Source organism: Sinomonas sp. P47F7 (genome assembly GCF_049332655.1).
Classification (GTDB): domain Bacteria; phylum Actinomycetota; class Actinomycetes; order Actinomycetales; family Micrococcaceae; genus Sinomonas.
This window is the reverse complement of the sequence record NZ_CP186327.1, coordinates 2,213,656-2,230,943: the sequence shown is the minus strand read 5'-3', so window position 1 is coordinate 2,230,943 and position 17,288 is coordinate 2,213,656. Positions and strand designations below refer to the sequence as shown.

Sequence of the window (17,288 nt, the reverse complement as noted above, 5' to 3'; positions counted from 1 at the left end):
GAGAGGAACAAGAGGAACAAGAGGAACACACCATGGCATCACCTGCAGCAGCACGCACCCTCCTCTCCGGCCAGGAGTCCATCAGGGACTGGCAGGAGTCCCTCTACAAGGACCTGCACCGGAACCCGGAGCTGAGCCACCACGAGCAGCGCACCGCCGGGATCGTCGCCGAACAGCTGGCCGGCTTCGGCTTCGAGGTCCACTCCGGCGTCGGCGGAACGGGCGTCGTGGGCGTCCTGGCCAACGGCGAAGGGCCGGGCGTGCTCGTGCGCGCGGACATGGACGCCCTCCCTGTCGCGGAGGCCACCGGCCTGGACTACGCAAGCACGGCCGTCGCCCCGGACGGCCAGGGAGCCCAGACCCCGGTGATGCACGCCTGCGGGCACGACGTGCACATCTCGACCCTGCTCGGAGCAGCCCGCCTGTTCGCCCAGCAGCGCCAGGCCTGGGCGGGGACCCTCGTGGCGCTCTTCCAGCCCGCCGAGGAGCTCGGCGACGGCGCGAAGGGCATGGTCCGGGACGGGCTCGCCCGCCTCATCCCCCGCCCCGACGTCGCCCTCGCCCAGCACGTCCTGGCGCACCCGGCCGGGACCGTGAGCACGTATTCCGGCCCGTTCCTGTCGATGGCAGATAGCATCCGCATCACCCTCCACGGGCGCGGAAGCCACGGCTCGATGCCGCACCTCTCGGTCGACCCCGCCGTCCTGGCCGCGATGGTCGTGGTGCGGCTCCAGGCCGTCGTCTCCCGCGAGGTCTCCCCGGGAGAGTTCGCGGTTCTCACCGTGGGGAAGATCGCCGTGGGCGCCAAGAGCAACATCATTGACGACCACGCCGTGCTCGAGCTGAACATCCGCACCTACAGCAAGGCCACCCGCGACCAGCTCCTCGCAGCCATCGAGCGGATCGCCAAGGCCGAATCAGCGGCATCGGGATCGCCCAGGGACCCGCAGATCGAGCTCTACAACAGCTACCCGCTCACCGACAACGACCCCGAGGCCACCGCCAGGGTCGCCGCCGCGTTCGCCGAGCACTTCCCGGCCACCGCGATCCAGGACTACGGGCGGCAAACGGCCAGCGAGGACTTCAGCGACATCCCCGCCGCCCTCGGGGTCCCCTACACCTACTGGGCCATCGGCGGGGCCGACCCCGAGGCCTACCGCGCCGCCCAGGCGGCCGGGCGCATCGCCACCGACATCCCCTCCAACCACTCGCCCAAGTTCGCCCCCGCCATCCAGCCCACCCTGGCTACGGGCACCGCCGCCATCGTCGTCGCCGCCGCCGCCTGGCTCGGCAAGGACTGACCTGGCCCCGGATGCCCTGTGCCGCGGCGCACGCGCGCCCCTCAGGCCACCGAGCGCGGGAGGCCCCGCTGGTCGTCGCGGAGCAGGTTCCGCAGCAGCCTGAGCAGCTCACGCCGCTCGCCCGAGTCGACCCTGCGAGCGTCCCCTCGTCGACCCGCACCGCTGGAAGCCGGCTGCGGAGGAGCTCGGAGCCGCTGTCGGTGAGCGTGACCTGGCCGGAGCTATGGACGACCGCCGAGTCTCCTAGAAGCGCCGCTCCAACTGGTTGACCGCCGATTCTCTCAGGCAGCTCAAGTGGGGCATCTCGGCCGAGGCTAGGCGGCGGTGGATGCGCCGAGGGTTGTGGAGAGCGCGGTCGCAGCGGCCTTGAGGTCGGCGACGTGTCTGCCCTGGGGGGCAGTGTCCAGGACGCCGACGGGGGCGACGAGCGCGAGAGTTGCAAGGACGCTTCCTCCGGCGTCGAAGACGGGCGCGGCGACGGCGGCGACCCCTTCGATCACTGCCTCGCTGGTCGTGTAGCCGGCTGCCGCGGCTTCGTTCACCTTGCGCTCGACGTCGGCCCGTTCGGAGCCGAGTCCGGCCAGGATGCGCTCTCGCGCGGTCGGGGATCCCCACGTGAGGAACCCGAGCCCTTGGGCCGACTGGGGCCCGAGCGGGGCGCCGATGCGGACGGTCATGTTGACCGACTTCCCCGCCGGTTCCTTGGATGCCACAGCCACGGCGCTCGAGCCGGTCCAGAGGCCCAGCACGGCGGTCTGGCCGGTGCGCTCGGCGAGGGTGGCGAGGAGGGGTTCGGCGAGGTCGATGATCTTGGGCCCTGTGAGCATCGAGGCCGCGATGCCCATGATGAGCGGTCCGGGACGGTAGTCGTTGTCGTTGATCCGCTGGAGGAAACCCTCTGCGGCAAGGGACTGGAGGTACCGGTGGGCCGAGGTGCGCCCGATGCCGAGCTCTTCGGCGACGTCGTTGATCCGGACTTCGGTGCGGTCGGAGCTGAACATGCGTAGGATCTGGGCGCTGCGGCTGACGACCTGCAGGCCGCCGGCCGGCGCGGCGTCGTCCCTCTCCGTTGGCATAGCCCATACTCTAGCCGCGCGTCGACTCACGGGCGCCGCTCGAGGGCCGCGGTGTGGTCGGCGAGGTCCCGGTTCTTCGTCTCCGGCCCCCACAGCGCGCCCAGGATCAGGCAGATGCCGCCGACGGCCAGCAGCACCGTCGGGGTCAGGCGCAGCGGCATGATGCCGGCGAGTGCTGCCATGTAGAAGGCGTAGAACGAGGGGATGATCAGGGCTAGGGAGTAGCCGACGCCGTAGCCGGTCGCGCGGATCTCCACGGGGAAGCGCTCGGACATGTAGGCTCCGATCGCGCCGAAGGCCGGGACGCCGAGCAGTGCGATCCCGGCCACGGCGAGGGTCGCGGCCCAGAAGCCGTGCAGGAGCCCGTTGGCGAATAGCGCGAACAGGGGGATCGCCAGCAGCGAGGCCGCCCCGCAGAGGGCGAAGAATGCGCGCCGTCCGATCCGCTGAGAGAGCATGCCGAAGAGCGGGTAGGCGATCGAGACGGCCGCGAAGGCGATGATGAGCAGGGCCGAGGTCTGGGCCACGTTGAGCCCGGCGGTTCCGGCGATGGTGGGCGGCAGGACCACGATCGAGGCATTGGAGGAGAACCAGACCCCGGTCATGAGCAGGAACGCCTGGGCGAGCGGCTTCCGGCTGGGCCCGGCGAGGAGCTCCCTGAACGGGTTGACCCGCTTGGCGGAGGTGCCGCTCCAGGCCGGGCTCTCCTCGACGCCGCGGGCGTAGGCGACCGCAAAGCCGATCGAGATGAGGGCGCCGACGACGAAGGCGATCCGCCACCCCCACTGGGAGTACGCCGAGGACGGGCTCCCTGCCGGAGCGAACGCGAGCACGAGCAGGGTCAGCGCCGAGATGACCACGTACGAGGCCGGGAACCCGAGGGCGATGAGGCCCGCATTGCGGCCGCGGTTCCCCTTCGCCGAGTGCTCCATGGCCAGCGGCACCGCGCCGGTGTACTCGCCGCCGAGGAAGACTCCTCCCACGAACCGCAGGGCGATGAGCGCGATGATCCCGCCGAGGCCGATGCCCTGGTAGCCGGGCAGCGCGGCGATCGCACCGGTCGCCACCCCGGCGCCGGCGACGGCGGCCACGGTCGCCTTCTTGCGCCCGACCCGATCGCCCAGCCAGCCGAAGATGAGGGAGCCGAGCGGGCGGGCGGCCAGGGTGGAGGCGAAGACGAGGCCGCCCAGGATCGCCGTCGTGCCCGCGTCGATCGAGGACGGTGTGAAGTAGGCCATCGCTGGGGCGAGCGCGATCACCGGCAGGTAGATGTCGAACATGTCGATGAAGAACCCGGTGCTGGCGCCCAGGACCGCGCGGCGCTCGTGGCCCCGTGCTGCGGTTCCCATGGTCCGAGTGTGGCCCTTCACGGCCGGGGCAGTCACTGCTGCCCGCCAAGGCTCACGCGCTCCTTGGAGCCGAGGCCGGCGACCCACGCGGTCAGGTGCGCATAGTCCGCCCGCGGGGGAACGAAGATGTCGATGTTCACGCACGGGCCCGAGGTCACCTCGATGTAGTGCTCCTTGCCCCGTTCGACGAGCATCAGGTCGCGCGGGCCCATGCGGTGTGCGATGCCGTCGACGTAGTAGTCGGCCTCGCCCTCGAGGATGAACACGAGCTGGTCGAAGTCCTCATGGGAATGCGGGCGCAGCTCCAGGCCTTTCTCGACCGTGTTCCACACGATCATGACCTCGTCCGTGGCGTAGGCCTTGCGGGTGATGCCGGGGCGGGCGACCTCGAGCGGGATGTCGTCGAAGCTGACGACCTCCGAGTAGAGCGATTCGTTAAGGCCCACTTCGGATCTCCTTCCATGTCTTGTTCCTCATATTGGAACAACTTGTGCGGAATGTGGAACGAGCCTAGCATTGTGAACACGGTCACTGTCAACGCCCCTCGGGGGAACCCAGCGAAAGGACAGCACTCATGCTGAAGCCCGAAGGCCACGAGTCCATCACCATCGACGACCCCGAAGTCGCCGCGATCCTCGACGGCGCAGTCGACCTCCACCTCCACCCCAGCCCCTCGCCTTTCCCGCGCAGGCTCCCGATCGCCGAGGCGGCCTGGCAGGCGCACGAGGCCGGATTCCGGGCGATCCTGGTCAAGAGCCACCACCACTCGATGGTCACCGACGTCCGCGCAGCCTCCGAGGCCCTCGGCGGGCTGCCCATCCCCGTGGTGTCCGGGGTGGCTCTGAACAACTACGTCGGCGGCCTCAACCCCTACGCCGCCGAGCTCGCCCTCGCCCAGGGCGGGCGGATGGTCTGGTTCCCCACGATCTCCTCGCACGCTCACATCTGCGTACACGAGGCCGAGGGCCAGAACATGCGCTTCCCGACGAACAACCTCGGCCTGCGCCACACCACCCAGATCGGCATCCTCGACGCCGAGGGCGCGCTCACGCCCGAGGTCCTGGACATCCTCGAGGTCATCAGGGCCCACGATGCGATCCTCTCCTGCGGGCACCTCGACGCCGACCAGACCGAGGCCCTCATCGAGCAGGCGTCCTCCATGGGCATCAAGCGCATCCTGGTGAACCACCCCAACTTCGTCATCGGCGCCGAGCCCGAGCGCGTGCGCAAGTGGGTTGGCCTAGGCGCCCGGATCGAGCACTCGATCTGCCAGTACGACGACCGCACTGCCTTCTACCAGTGGGGCCTGGACGTCCTGCTCGGATTTGTGAAGGCCGCCGGGGTCGAGAACACCCTGCTCGGCTCCGACCTGGGTCAGGCGAGCAACCCCCTGCCCGTGGACGCCTACGCTCGCATGGTCCGCGGCCTCCTCGACGCCGGCGTGTCCAAGGAGGACATCCGCCGCCTCATCGCCGACAACCCCGCCGAGCTCCTGGGGATCTGATGGACCTGCGCAGCATCATGGCCGAGCGGCCCGCCCTGGGCACGTTCCTGAAGATCCCCCGGTTCGAGATCGTGGACCTCCTCGCACTCTCCGGCTTTGACTTCGCAGTCTGCGACTACGAACATTCGCAGATGTCCGTGAGGGAGGCCTGCGACGTCGTGCGAGCCGGGCGTGCCCGGGGCCTGCCGGTCCTCGTCCGCGTCCCCGCCCTCGACCGGGGGGACATCAACCGGCTCCTCGAAGCCGGGGCCGTGGGAATCCAACTCGCCCGAGGCTCCGGGGCCTCCGCCGCGGAACTCCGCAAGCTGGTCTCCTACCCCCCGCTCGGAACCAGATCAGTGTCCCTTGCCCAGCCCGCAGCAGATTACGGAATCGGGACCACCCTTGCCGACCACTTCGAGCGCTCCAACTCCTCAGTCCTCGCCGTGGGCCAGTTCGAGACCGCCGACTACGACGATGGGATCGACGCCGCCATGAGCGCCCTCGATGTGGCGTTCATCGGGCCCGTCGACCTCTCCGTCGACCTCGGGACCCCCGGACAGCCCGACTCCGATCCCATGCGCGCCGCGACGGCAGCCATCGAGGCCGCCGCAGCCGCCCATGGTGTCCCCATGGGCATCTTCGCTGGCTCCCCCGAGGCCGCAGCCGAGGCAGCGGCACGCGGCTACCGGTACATCGTCGCAGGATCGGACCTCACCATGCTCGCAACCGGCGCCCGCCAGTACGCCACAATCCTGCAGCCCGCCTAGCTGTACCCGGCCATCAGGTTGGTCGCAGTCGGCTGATCGGGGGTTTTCCTCCGAGTGCGCTGTGGCAGCGTTCAGTGTTGTAGTGCTCGAGCCATGGCGCAAGGGCGGCTGTTCGTCGGTCATTGCTGGTGTAGGCCCGGCGGTAGGCCCACTCGGCGGCGAGGGTACGGTTCAGCCTTTCGGCCTTGCCGTTCTGCCAGGGGCAGTGGGGCCTGATGAACTTCTGGATGATGCCGTGCTCGGCGCACGGCGCCCGCAGGGAGTACCGGTAGGCCCACGCGTTGTCGGTCATCAGTCGCTCGATCCGGGTGATCCCGTGGGCGGCGAAGTAAGCGATCGCGCGTTCGAGGAAGCCCGCGCAGCTGGGGCCCTTCTCGTCGGGCAGGATCTCGCTGTAGGCGAGACGGGAGTGGTCATCGACCAGCGAGTGGACGTAGTCGTAGCCGATCGGGGCCTTCTTGTGCTTGTGGTCCACGGTCGCCTCCCTGCCCAGCGCCCGCCAGCCCCCGCCGTCGGGGATGCGGCCGATCTTCTTCACGTCCATGTGCACCAGCTCGCCGGGCCGCTGCCGTTCGTAGCGGACCGCGGTCTGCTTCGATGAACGGATCACCTCACCGGTCATCGGATCGCACTGGCGCAGGTACGGCACGCCGTGGCGGCGCAGGATGCGTGAGACCGTCCGGGCGGGGACCCCGACCTTGGGCCCGAGCACGTCGGGGCCCTCGCGGTGCTCGGCGCGGGCAGCCAGCACTCTCTGCTCGACCTCCCCGCCGGTCCTGGTCGGCATCGTGTGCGGCCGCGACGAGCGTGTGGCCAGGCCTGCCTCGCCTTCGGCGGCATAGCGGTCGATCCAGGTCTTCACGCACTTCCGGGACACACCCATCGCAGCGGCGATGTGGGCCTGCGCCCAGCCCGCCTGATGACGTTCGACGATCAACCGGCGACCATGGACGGTCAGCCGGGCACTACCGTGGGACATGAGAACCTCCGAGTCGGAGTGGGCCTTAGACAAGCCACATCCCACTCGGAGGTTCTCCCTCGTTCAACCAGGCTCGCCGCTACCAACGTCCTGGCCGGGTACACCTAGCCCGACTCCATTGCGGAAAGGGGCCGGCGCGGCCACGCGGCCGAGGCCACCAGGGACCAGCTCACAGCCGACGGGCCTTTCCCGGCGGGAGAAAAGGGCAGCCATGCGACTCCTTTTCGATACTGGGGCCGAGTGTGCGCCCTGCGTACGAGGCTAGGGAATACCGCGCGCCAGCCGCTATCGTTCAGCCCTCCCCTGTGCATGCCCGGACGCGCAGCCCTGGGGTGGCGGGTCGTGGTGGCTATCGGCCGAGCGAGCCCCTCACGGCCGGCATCACCTCGGTGGCGAGCAGTTCGACCGAGGCCGCGGTCTCGGCCTGGGGCAGGGTTCCGAGGCCGACATGGGCCATGAAGCGGTCCGTGCCCAGGACCTCCTGGGTGGCGAGGATGCGCTCGGCGACCTCGGCGGGGCTGCCGACGAGGAGGCCGCCGCCGGGCCCGGCCCAGGCCTCGAACTGCTCCCGTGACAGCTTCCCTCCCGCACGAGGCATGTTCTGCTCGATGTAGGCCGCGTAGTGCGGGTAGAACTCCTCCCGTGCTGCCTGCGAGGTCCGCGCGACGTAGAAGTGGCTGCCCGTTCCCACGCGCAGGGACGACGGGGCGTGCCCGGCCTCGGCGGCCGCGTCCCGGTAGAGCCGTAGGTGCTCTGCGAAGTGCTGGGGGCCCGAGAGCAGGGCCAGGAAGAGCGGGACCCCCGCTCGGCCGGCCCGCACGAAGCTCGACGGGGTCCCGCCCACCCCGCGCCAGATCGGCAGGCGCTCCTGGAGCGGCCGGGGCACGACCGCGGCCTCCCGAAGGGAATGGTGGGCGCGGCGGGAGTCCGGGCCGCCCGGGCTGGGATCCGGCCTGGTGACTGTGGCGTGCTCGCGCATCCGGAGCAGGAGCTCGAGCCTGTCCTCGAACAGGGCCTCGTACTGCGCCGGGTCGTAGCCGAAGACCGGGAAGGACTCGGGGAAGACCCCGCGCCCCGCGATGATCTCCGCCCGCCCGCCCGAGACAAGGTCGAGCGTGGCGAACTGCTCGAACACCCGGGCCGGGTCCGCGGTCGAGAGGACGGTGACCGCGCTCGTGAGGCGGATCCGCCTGGTCTGGGCGGCGATCGCGGCCAGGACGACCTCGGGCGCCGAGAACGCGAAGTCGTGCCGGTGATGCTCCCCCAGCCCCACCACGTCCAGCCCGGCATGGTCTGCGATCGCGGCGAGGCGGATGGCCTCCCGGGTGCGCTGCGCCGCCGGTCTGGCGGCCCCGGACCGATCGCGGGTGAGCTCGCCGAAGGTGAAAATGCCGAATTCCATATCTACTTGAAGTTTCAACAATGGGCGCGGCATTCCCGGGGAGGCGGGAGAAATCGCGCGACAGGCTCTATGCATGCGAGGCCTCCCCTACTAGCGTCCCCTGCGTCATGTGCGGCAGCTTCCAATTGCCGTATGCACTCTCAGAGAACGGACGGGGCGATGCAGGACGACTAGACCGAGCGGAACCTCAAGGGCATGGACGATCTCGACTTCCAGGGCTGGAACAATGCGGACTGGAACGGGGTCTTCGCCCACCACCACACCGACAACGTGCTCGTGGACTGGAAGGGGCAGCCGCCGACGCACGGGGTCGAGGAGCACATCGCGGCCATGAAGGCCTACGTCGAATCGGCGGGGGGCGCCCCTCCCCAGATCACCTCCCATCCGATCGGATTGTGATGTCTCAGGACATGGGTGACAGTTCTGCATCAGGACATCGGTGACGGTTGATGTCTCAGGACATCGGTGACAGTTTGTCGGCGGGGCGGGGTCTCGTGCCGACCGGTCGGCCGTTGCTGACGTAGGTGATTCCCTTGGCCGGCCAGAGGTGTTGGATCAGGAGCGTGCCCTGGTGATCGAAGAACATGATCCCCTCGGGGTTCCAGAGGATGTGGACGTTCTGGCCGGTCATGGAGCTGCCGATCTGGAACTTCACCCCGCGGATCGTGATGCCGCCGTTGGCGGGCACGGCACGGGTAGCGGAGCCTTCCACTCCCGGGCGGATCCGTGTTGCCGGTGCGGGCTCGGGTGTCGGGATCGTGGGCCGGATCGGTGCGTGCTTCGGCCTGGGCGGCTCGGCCTTTGGGGTCGCCTCCCAGGCCTGCAGGGGCGTGATCCTGCCGGGCAGGCCCTGATGCGGGCGCTGGGTGTTGTAGACGAGGTCGAACGCGTCGACCTGTTCCTGGAGCTGTTCGATCGTCTCGGCGAGGGGCTGCTTGTCCAGCCAGCGGAAGAGGGTCTGGTGGAACCGCTCGTTCTTGCCCTGGGTGGTCGGCTTGTAGGGCCTGCCCGTGATCGGCTCCACCCCCAGGGAGGTCACATACGCGACCAGCTGGCCGGTCGCGCCCCGGCGGGTGGGATTCAGCGCGGTCCCGTTGTCGGTGAGCAGCCGCTGCGGCACCCCGTGGGCGGCGATGCCCTTCCTCACCACGGCGATGGCCGCGTCCGTGGTTTCCGATCCGGCCACGTGCGATGCGACGGCGTAGCGGGCGTGGTCGTCCAGGAGCTGGAAGATCACGCAGGTCCGCCCGCCGGTGAGCACGTACTCGGTCGCGTCCAGCTGCCAGCACGCGTTCGGCGCCGGATACACGAACCGGCGGAACGCAGCCCGGGGCTTCTTCTTCGGCTCCGCCCGGGCGACCCCCGCCTCGCGGAAGATCCGTGCCAGCGAGGCCGGCGAGGGGACCGGGGTCATGCCCAGGGAGCGCATCTTCTCGTGCACGCTGATCGGCCCGTGATCCAGCCCGGAGCGCTCGAGCGCGGCCCGCACCCCGACGGCCTGCTGCCTTACGTCGTCCGAGAGCCTGGCCGGGCTGTTCTTCGGGCGCCTGGACCGCGGCTCCAACGCCGCCGCCGGCCCGTCCACAAGGCTCCGCCTCCGGATCTCGTAGAAGGTCTTCCGCGAGATCCCATGCTCGGCACAGAACGTGCTCACCGCACCCCGCGGGGCATCATCGGGCCACTGCGTAATCGCAAGCCGGACACGAGGATCAACAGAGGAGTTCTTCTTCACCCGCCCATCAGAGCGCTAGAACTGTCACCACCAAGAACGACAGAAACGTCACCGATGTCCTGACACGGAACTGTCACCGATGTCCTGAGACATAACACCCATCCGATCGGATTCGGCTCCGGGGAGTGGACCTGCGTGATCGGCGAGTTCGAAGACGGGAGCCGCATGGTGACCGTGGCAAGGTGGCACGGCGGGGCAATCGCCGAGGAATACATCTGGGCCTAGGCCCAGATGTCGCCCGAGGGCGGCCGGCGATCCAGTTCCGGGCGCTTGCGCTGCCCGTCCTCCCTCGCGGCGCCCTGAGCGCGCCCCGCGCTCCGCATCTCGGGAGCATCGCCGACGGCAGGTGACCGAATGACGCTGTGGTCGAACGGCAGGCGGCTGGACGCCGGGAGGATCCGTAGATCGAACCTTGCAGCAGCTGCCCCCGTCAGCGGCAACGGCGCGGAGGCCACCGCCCGAGCCGCCCGGTTTCGCCGAGCACTCCCCGGCCGAGGGCCCGAGGACCCGCCGCAGTCGTCGCCGAGCCTGGTTGGTCACGGACTCGCTCTGGAGGCCAGAGTGCCTGTGGCCGTGGTACGCGCCCTTCGGGCTTGGGGCGCGGGAGGACGTCAGCTAGTCATCGCGGAGGAGGTCCCGCAGCAGCGTGAGCAGCTCGCGCCGCTCGTCCGAGGCGAGCCTCGCGAGCATCCGTTCGTCGACCCCGCGCACTGCCGGGAGCCGGCTTCGGGGAATACCGGAGACCGGCAAATAGTTGTAGCTTCAAGTAAGCAGGGTGTGAGGAGTCGAATTCGGAAAGCCGGACAGAGCCTCCCGCCCTCCTCTCGATAGGAAGAGAAGCCAATGAGCGACATCACCATCATCGGAACCGGGAACATGGCCCGCGGGATCGCCTCGCGCGCCCTCGCCGCCGGGCGCAGCGTCCAGGTCCTCGCCCACGCGGACCGGGCGAAGGCCGAGGCCTTCGCCGCGGAGCTGGGAGGCAGCGCCGCCGTCGGGGTCCTCGGGGACGAGATCACCGGGGCCATCGTAATCCCGGCCGTCTACTTCGAGGCCTCGAAGTCCATAACCGAGCGCTACGGGGCGGCGCTGCGGGGCAGGGTCTACGTCGACATCACCAACCCGGTGGACTTCTCGACCTTCGACGGGCTCGCCGTCCCGGAGGGTTCCTCCGCGGCGGAGGAGCTCCAGAAGTCCACCCTGGCCCGGGTGGTCAAGGCCTTCAACACCACCTTCGCCGCCACCCTGCAGGCCGGGAAGGTGTCCGGGACCCAGCTGGACGTCCTGATCGCCGGCGACGACGAGGACGCCGTCAGGGCCGTCTCCGAGCTCGCCCAGGCCGCGGGCCTGAAGCCGATCGTCGTCGGCCCACTGCGCCGCGCCCGCCAGCTCGAGCAGGCGGGATTCCTGAACATCCTGCTCTCGGCCAACGAGGCGGCCCCCGAGTTCCAGTGGGACTCCGCGCTCAAGTTCATCCCCGCAAGCTGAACCACCCGAGGCGGCCCCGGACGGGGGAAGGAGTGTCCGGGCGGCCGCCTTCCACCATCACTAGGCCCGCACGCACAGAGAACGAGATGCCCCGATGAAGGCGTGGCAGTTCACCGGCACGAACAACCCCCTCGAGCTGAACGAGGCATCCTCAACCCCACTCCAGATCGGAAGGTGTTCCCGAAGCGCCCGCGATGCAATCGCTGCATTGCGCAATGCACGATGGGTGAGGAGGGTCGAAGCCGAAGAGCGGGAGTACGGCATCGAGGGCCTCAGCGCAGACTACACGTAGAAGTCAATCCATCGGTGTCAGAGTAGTTGTGTCGGCGGCGCTGCGATGGAGTGCACCCCAACGCAACATCACACGTCAACGGCGTTGCATGTGGCGTTAGGGTCATCCGATAGTCTTCTGCAGCGGCTGCGTTGCGGGTCTACAGATGGCGCGACATCAAGGTGGTTTTGACAGTCTTGGCGGGACCCACCCTGGCAATTTAAGCGGGACCCACTTGGGGGTCTTCGGAGTGTCGGCGGCAATCTAAGCCGGGCCGGCCTCCACCTCCTTGTCCCCAAACGCTTGTCCCGTTGGACCGGGAATGGATGTCTGGTGCCGAGTAGGCGCGCCGCGGCGGTCCTCGCCTTCCCTCTCGACGAGCTCCGCGCAGAGGCGCACGCCCCGCGGTCTGGTCGGCGGGGCGTGCACCAGATGAGGGTGAGGCGGAACGGATCAGGCCTCGGGGTCGAGGACGAAGTCGTACACCATCTCCTCGCCTTTGCCGTCGGCGGCTGGCCTGGGGTCGAGGATGAGCTCCGGCTTGACGGCCGAGGCGATGTCGTCCTCGTTGTGGGGGTCCCCCGGGAAGTAGAGCTGGGCAGTGAGCTGCTGCATCCCGGGCCCGGAGACCTTGACGTGGATGTGGGCCGGGCGCCAGGCGTGCCAGCCGGCGGCGGCGATGAGCTTGCCGCACGCGCCGTCGGTCGGGATCTGGTACGGCGCCGGGCGCATGGTCTGGATCTCGAAGTTGCCGTCGCCGTCGGCTACGACGGTGCCGCGCAGGTTCCACTCGGGCACGCCGGGGGCGTACTGCGAGTAGAAGCCCGCGCCGTCGGCGTGCCAGACCTCGACCTTGCCGCCGGCGATACCGTTGCCGTCGAGGCCGCGGATCTGGCCCCTCCAGGTGAGCTCGATGCCCGGTTCGTCGTCGCGGCGGGGAAGGCGCGCGGGGGTCTTCTGCTCGGGCGAGTTCGGCACGTAGTAGGGCCCCTCGATCGTTCCCTTAGACCCTTGCCGGTCCTCCGTCGCCACCTCCTCGACGACGTGCTCGACCCAGACGTCGAGGAAGAGCGGCCATTCGCCGTCGTCCCCGACGCTGATCAGCCAGTCCTTGAGGGAGTTGTACTCCTCGTAGGTGACCTTGTGGCGGCGGATCGTCCCGTAGACGGCCTCGAGGACCTCTCGGGCCAGCAGGGACACGCGCTCCTTCGGCACGGCGATCCCGGAGCGCTTGCCGCTTTCCTTGAAACGCTCGGTTGCCTTGCTGCCGGAGTCGGCGGCCTTCGCGTCGAATTCGGTCATGGTCTTGGCCATGCTCATCCTCCTCGATGGTGGGCGGGGGTGCTGTGGTGTACGGCACGGTGCGTGCAATGAGTTCACGCTAGGAGCCCAAACTGCGCGCACACAAATACCTAGTTCCATTGAATTGATACTTCTGGAGTTTCAAAAGCACCCTTGGTCGACCCTAGGCAAAACCCCAGTGTGATCCACCCCACTCCTTGACAGGATCTTTCAAAAGCCGCGACGCAGCCGTCGCGGGAACCCACGAGGCAGAGGGAGAGACCAATGACGGAAGCCCTGGACCACGTTCGCGACCAGCTCTCGGACGCGATCATCGAAGACGCGAGCACCGGGACCTACCGGGCCAAACGCAGCATCTTCACGGACGAGGAGCTCTTCGAGCTCGAGATGAAGTTCATCTTCGAGGGGAACTGGGTCTACCTCGCCCATGAGAGCCAGATCCCCAACGTCGGCGACTACTTCACGACGTACATCGGGCGCCAGCCCATCGTCATCTCCCGGGCCAAGGACGGCCAGCTCCACGCCCACGTCAACGCCTGCAGCCACCGGGGCGCCATGCTGTGCCGGCGCAAGACCGACAACCGCACGACATTCACGTGCCCGTTCCACGGCTGGACGTTCTCCAACGCGGGCAAGCTGCTCAAGGTCAAGGACCCCAGGGACGCCGGCTATCCGGAGCAGTTCAACAAGGAGGGCTCGCACGACCTGACAAAGGTGGCGAGCTTCGAGAGCTACCGCGGGTTCCTCTTCGGCAGTGTCAACCCCGACGTGAAGCCGCTCGCGGAGCACCTCGGCGAAGCGGCGAAGGTCATCGACATGATCGTGGACCAGTCCCCCGAAGGCCTGGAGGTGCTGCGCGGCTCCTCGACCTACACCTACGACGGGAACTGGAAGGTCCAGGCCGAGAACGGCGCCGACGGCTACCACGTCTCCGCGACCCACTGGAACTACGCCGCAACCACGGCGCGGCGCGGCACGGGCGAGTCCGCGAACGAGACGAAGGCCATGGACGCGGGCACCTGGGGCAAGCAGGGCGGTGGCTACTACTCGTTCGAGCACGGCCACCTTCTGCTGTGGATGTGGTGGGGCAACCCGCAGGACCGCCCCAACTTCGAGAAGAAGGCCGAGTGGACCGAGCAGTTCGGCCACGAGCGCGCCGAGTTCATGATCGGCGCCTCCCGCAACCTCTGCCTGTACCCGAACGTCTACCTCATGGACCAGTTCAGCTCCCAGATCCGCCACTTCCGGCCCATCTCCGTGGACAAGACCGAGGTCACGATCTACTGCATCGCCCCCAAGGGCGAATCCGCCGAGGCCCGCGCGAACCGGATCCGCCAGTACGAGGACTTCTTCAACGCCACCGGCATGGCCACCCCGGACGACCTCGAGGAGTTCCGCTCCTGCCAGAAGACCTACCTCGCGGGAGCGGCCCCGTGGAACGACATGAGCCGGGGCCAGGCGCACCAGCTGACGGGCCCGGACGAGACCGCCAAGGGGCTCGGACTCAACCCGATCTCCAGCGGGGCCAAGACGGAGGACGAGGGCCTGTACCCGATCCAGCACGGCTACTGGCGCGAGCGGATGCGGGCAGCCGTCGAAGCCGAAGAGGCCGAGCAGGCCAGCCGCGCGGCCTCCAACTGAGACGTCCTCACCCACTGTTCACAGGAGATACCCATGACCCTCATGACCACGATCGATCCCGGAACCATCAGACTCGAGGACATCCGCCAGTTCCTCTACCGCGAGGCCCGCTTCCTCGATGACCGCGAGTTCGACCGCTGGGTGGACTGCTACCACCCCGAGGCCGAGTTCTGGATGCCTGCCTGGGCCGACGACGACACCCTCACCGAGGATCCCCAGCGGGAGATCTCGCTCATCTACTACCCCAACCGCGGCGGCCTCGAGGACCGCGTATTCCGCATCAAGACCGAGCGCTCGGGTGCGACGAGCCTGCCCGACCCCCGCACAGGCCACAACATCACCGACATCGAACTGCTGCGCCAGGACGGCGATGTCGTGGACGTCCGCTTCAACTGGTTCACCATCTACTACCGCTACCAGACCGTGGACACCTACTTCGGCGTCTCGTTCTACACGATCGACTTCTCCGGGACCCAGCCGGTGATCACGAAGAAGAAGGTCGTCCTGAAGAACGACTTCATCCACCACGTCGTGGACATATACCACATCTGAGGAAAGAGACGCCATGACAACGACCACCAACGAATACAGCGTTGCCCTCTCGTTCGAGGACGGCGTCACGCGCTTCATCAACGTCCCGCCCGGCCAGACGGTCGCGGACGCCTCCTACCGGGCCAGGATCAACATCCCGCTGGACTGCCGGGACGGGGCCTGCGGCACCTGCAAGGCCTTCTGCGAGAGCGGCGAGTACGACGGCGGGGACTACATCGAGGACGCCCTCACCGACGAGGAGGCCGAGGCCGGCTACTGCCTCCCCTGCCAGATGACCCCGGAGAGCGACCTCGTGCTGCGCATCTCTGGCACCGCGGAGATGGCCAAGAGCGGCATCGGCCAGTTCGCCGCCACCCTCGAGAAGCTCCACTGGTACGCCGACAACACGGCGGCCCTGACGATCTCGGTCGAGGACCGCGGGAAGCTGCGCTACCTGCCCGGCCAGTACATGAACCTCAAGGTCCCCGGCACGGAGGAGGAGCGCAGCTACTCCTTCAGCAGCGGCCCCGACGCCGACGAGCTGACCTTCCTCGTCCGCACCGCCCCCAACGGCGTCATGACCACCTACCTCAAGGAGCGCGCCCGGGAGGGCGACAGCCTCATCCTCGAGGGTCCCATGGGCAGCTTCTTCCTGCGCGAGGTCAAGCGCCCGGTGCTCATGCTCGCCGGCGGCACCGGCATCGCCCCGCAGCTGGCGATGCTCGAGAAGATCGTCTCGTCCGGCGCCGCCCCGGACTTCCCGATCCACCTCGCCTACGGGGTCACGTTCGACAAGGACCTCGTGGAGGTCGAGGCCCTCGAGCGCTACGTCGAGGCTATTCCCGGCTTCACCTTCGACACGATCGTCGCCTACCCCGACTCCGCGCACCCGAAGAAGGGCTACGTCACCCAGCATCTGGCCCCGAAGCACCTCAACGACGGCGATGTGGACGTGTACCTGTGCGGCCCACCGGCCATGGTCGACGCCGTACGCCGGTACTGGGGCAGCGAGGGCATCACGCCGGCGAACTTCTACTACGAGCGCTTCGCCGTGGGAGTCCCCCACGCCCCTGCCCTGCAGCCCGGACAGGATGCTGCATGAACGCTCAGGCGCCCAGGGGCCCGCGCAGGGCCTCCGGCGGCGAACGGCCGGCGGTCTTCGCAGGCCGTTTCGCCGGCTGGAGCGTGGTCGTCACAGGCTCGGCGCAGGGGATCGGCCGCGCGGTGGCCGAGCGTATCGCGGCCGAGGACGGCGAAGCCGTCCTCGTCGACCGCGCCGAGCTCGTCCACGAGGTCGCCGAGGGGATCCGGGCGGCGGGAGGAAAGGCGCACAGCATCACCGCGGACCTCGAGGCCTATGACGGCGCGGAGGCTGCCGTCGACGGTGCCCTCGCCGCAGCCGGACGCATCGACATCCTGGTCAACAATGTCGGCGGGACGATCTGGGCCAAGCCGTACGAGCACTACACGCCCGGAGAGATCGAGAAGGAGGTGCGCCGGTCGCTCTTCCCGACGCTGTGGATGTGCCGGGCGGCGCTCCCCCACCTCATCGCCCAGGGATCGGGGACGATCGTCAACGTCTCCTCCGTCGCGACCCGCGGCGTCAACCGCGTCCCGTACGCGGCGTCCAAGGGCGGCGTGCGCGCGATCACTACAGCCCTGGCACTCGAGGCGGCGCCCCATGGCATCCGCGTCGTGGCGACCGCCCCGGGCGGAACAGAGGCTCCGCCCCGTACGGTCCAGCGCGGGCCCCTCCCCGCATCGGAGCAGGAGAGGGCGTGGTACCGGCAGATCGTCGACCAGACCGTGGAATCGTCCCTCATGAAGCGGTATGGGTCCCTCGATGAGCAGGCCGCTGCCATCTGCTTCCTCGCCTCCGACGAGGCCTCGTACATCACCGGCACCATCCTGCCCGTCGCTGGCGGCGATCTCGGCTAGACCGAAGGCACAGCCCCAGCCCCGT

General features: G+C 68.7%; 17 protein-coding genes. 10 read left to right on the top strand and 7 right to left on the bottom strand.

What is annotated here, in order from left to right:
- The first annotated feature begins 32 nt into the window (after positions 1-32).
- Positions 33-1,301: an amidohydrolase gene (locus ACOKR1_RS10445; protein ID WP_422933026.1), complete on the top strand. Its 1,269-nt coding sequence runs from the start codon at positions 33-35 to the stop codon at positions 1,299-1,301.
- 314 nt (positions 1,302-1,615) lie between these two features.
- On the opposite strand, the gene ACOKR1_RS10440 is transcribed toward ACOKR1_RS10445, so the two are convergent.
- From ACOKR1_RS10440 to ACOKR1_RS10430, 3 genes are read right to left on the bottom strand one after another with little or no spacing between them, the layout of a single operon-like run.
- Positions 1,616-2,377, bottom strand: coding sequence for an IclR family transcriptional regulator (locus ACOKR1_RS10440; RefSeq protein ID WP_422933025.1), 762 nt, complete (start codon positions 2,375-2,377; stop codon positions 1,616-1,618).
- Positions 2,378-2,403: 26 nt separating this feature from the next.
- Positions 2,404-3,726, bottom strand: coding sequence for an MFS transporter (locus ACOKR1_RS10435; RefSeq protein WP_422933024.1), 1,323 nt, complete (start codon positions 3,724-3,726; stop codon positions 2,404-2,406).
- Between the two features lie 32 nt (positions 3,727-3,758).
- On the bottom strand, positions 3,759-4,172 hold the full coding sequence (locus ACOKR1_RS10430) for a cupin domain-containing protein (RefSeq protein ID WP_422933023.1): 414 nt from the start codon (positions 4,170-4,172) through the stop codon (positions 3,759-3,761).
- Positions 4,173-4,300: 128 nt separating this feature from the next.
- Here ACOKR1_RS10430 and ACOKR1_RS10425 point away from each other — a divergent pair, with 128 nt between their 5' ends.
- Together ACOKR1_RS10425 and ACOKR1_RS10420 are read left to right on the top strand one after the other, a co-directional pair.
- Positions 4,301-5,230: a DUF6282 family protein gene (locus tag ACOKR1_RS10425; protein ID WP_422933022.1), complete on the top strand. Its 930-nt coding sequence runs from the start codon at positions 4,301-4,303 to the stop codon at positions 5,228-5,230.
- Positions 5,230-5,979: an HpcH/HpaI aldolase family protein gene (locus ACOKR1_RS10420; RefSeq protein WP_422933021.1), complete on the top strand. Its 750-nt coding sequence runs from the start codon at positions 5,230-5,232 to the stop codon at positions 5,977-5,979. Before ACOKR1_RS10425 ends, ACOKR1_RS10420 begins: the two co-directional genes overlap by 1 nt.
- Before the next feature lie 13 nt (positions 5,980-5,992).
- Here the strand turns inward: ACOKR1_RS10420 and ACOKR1_RS10415 are convergent, their stop codons facing one another.
- Positions 5,993-6,958, bottom strand: coding sequence for an IS481 family transposase (locus tag ACOKR1_RS10415; protein WP_422933020.1), 966 nt, complete (start codon positions 6,956-6,958; stop codon positions 5,993-5,995).
- A gap of 349 nt (positions 6,959-7,307) precedes the next feature.
- Positions 7,308-8,360, bottom strand: a complete 1,053-nt coding sequence (locus tag ACOKR1_RS10410) for an LLM class flavin-dependent oxidoreductase (protein ID WP_422933019.1) — start codon at positions 8,358-8,360, stop codon at positions 7,308-7,310.
- 195 nt (positions 8,361-8,555) lie between these two features.
- Here ACOKR1_RS10410 and ACOKR1_RS10405 point away from each other — a divergent pair, with 195 nt between their 5' ends.
- Positions 8,556-8,759, top strand: coding sequence for a hypothetical protein (locus ACOKR1_RS10405; protein ID WP_422933018.1), 204 nt, complete (start codon positions 8,556-8,558; stop codon positions 8,757-8,759).
- A gap of 55 nt (positions 8,760-8,814) precedes the next feature.
- Here the strand turns inward: ACOKR1_RS10405 and ACOKR1_RS10400 are convergent, their stop codons facing one another.
- Entirely contained in the window at positions 8,815-10,092 is a 1,278-nt protein-coding gene (locus ACOKR1_RS10400) for an integrase core domain-containing protein (RefSeq protein ID WP_422933017.1), read from the bottom strand.
- Positions 10,093-10,935: 843 nt separating this feature from the next.
- Here ACOKR1_RS10400 and ACOKR1_RS10395 point away from each other — a divergent pair.
- Both ACOKR1_RS10395 and ACOKR1_RS10390 read left to right on the top strand, forming a co-directional pair.
- Complete coding sequence (locus tag ACOKR1_RS10395; RefSeq protein WP_422936538.1) at positions 10,936-11,580, top strand: NADPH-dependent F420 reductase; 645 nt, start codon at positions 10,936-10,938, stop codon at positions 11,578-11,580.
- 94 nt (positions 11,581-11,674) lie between these two features.
- Positions 11,675-11,872 (top strand): hypothetical protein, encoded by a 198-nt coding sequence (locus tag ACOKR1_RS10390; RefSeq protein WP_422936537.1) that lies wholly within the window; start codon positions 11,675-11,677, stop codon positions 11,870-11,872.
- Positions 11,873-12,304: 432 nt separating this feature from the next.
- Here the strand turns inward: ACOKR1_RS10390 and catA are convergent, their stop codons facing one another.
- Positions 12,305-13,171, bottom strand: coding sequence for a catechol 1,2-dioxygenase (gene catA / locus ACOKR1_RS10385; protein WP_422936536.1), 867 nt, complete (start codon positions 13,169-13,171; stop codon positions 12,305-12,307).
- Positions 13,172-13,417: 246 nt separating this feature from the next.
- Between catA and benA the strand changes: the two genes are divergently transcribed.
- From benA to ACOKR1_RS10365, 4 genes are read left to right on the top strand one after another with little or no spacing between them, the layout of a single operon-like run.
- Positions 13,418-14,794: a benzoate 1,2-dioxygenase large subunit gene (gene benA / locus ACOKR1_RS10380; protein WP_422936535.1), complete on the top strand. Its 1,377-nt coding sequence runs from the start codon at positions 13,418-13,420 to the stop codon at positions 14,792-14,794.
- Between the two features lie 33 nt (positions 14,795-14,827).
- Complete coding sequence (gene benB / locus ACOKR1_RS10375; RefSeq protein WP_422936534.1) at positions 14,828-15,346, top strand: benzoate 1,2-dioxygenase small subunit; 519 nt, start codon at positions 14,828-14,830, stop codon at positions 15,344-15,346.
- Between the two features lie 13 nt (positions 15,347-15,359).
- Positions 15,360-16,427 (top strand): benzoate 1,2-dioxygenase electron transfer component BenC, encoded by a 1,068-nt coding sequence (gene benC / locus ACOKR1_RS10370; protein WP_422936533.1) that lies wholly within the window; start codon positions 15,360-15,362, stop codon positions 16,425-16,427.
- Entirely contained in the window at positions 16,424-17,263 is an 840-nt protein-coding gene (locus ACOKR1_RS10365; protein WP_422936532.1) for a 1,6-dihydroxycyclohexa-2,4-diene-1-carboxylate dehydrogenase, read from the top strand. Before benC ends, ACOKR1_RS10365 begins: the two co-directional genes overlap by 4 nt.
- Positions 17,264-17,288 lie beyond the last annotated feature (25 nt).